This window comes from Cupriavidus sp. SIMBA_020, from assembly GCF_046535395.1.
GTDB classification, from domain to species: Bacteria; Pseudomonadota; Gammaproteobacteria; order Burkholderiales; family Burkholderiaceae; genus Cupriavidus; species Cupriavidus campinensis.
In genome coordinates, this window is sequence record NZ_JAWRWU010000576.1 from 1 (window position 1) to 272 (window position 272).

At 72.1% G+C, this 272-nt stretch carries 1 protein-coding gene; it reads right to left on the reverse strand.

All coding sequences use genetic code 11. The features are described 5' to 3' along the window. Positions 1-272: VENN motif pre-toxin domain-containing protein (locus SB751_RS30585; RefSeq protein WP_410749096.1), on the reverse strand; the 272-nt coding region annotated here is incomplete at both ends.

Here is a 272-nt window from a genome sequence, read left to right on the forward strand (position 1 = left end):
GGCGAGGCCACCCGCGATTCCCGCCGCCAACTGGCTCAGCGCGCTTACCTGCTGCTTCTCGGTTTCACTCAGCGCGTCGGGGTCTTTGCCCGGGAACAGCTGCCGCGCGATCACCCGCGCCGCCAGTTCGCCGCCGCCCGCGCCCAGGCCGCCAGCCAGCGGCGATTGGCCGTTCAACTGCGCCGTCACCGCGCCCAGCACCGCGTGCGCCATGGCGTTGGCCGCGGGATTGTCCTCGCCGATCCGCCGCTTGATTTCGGTCGCCAGGTAGG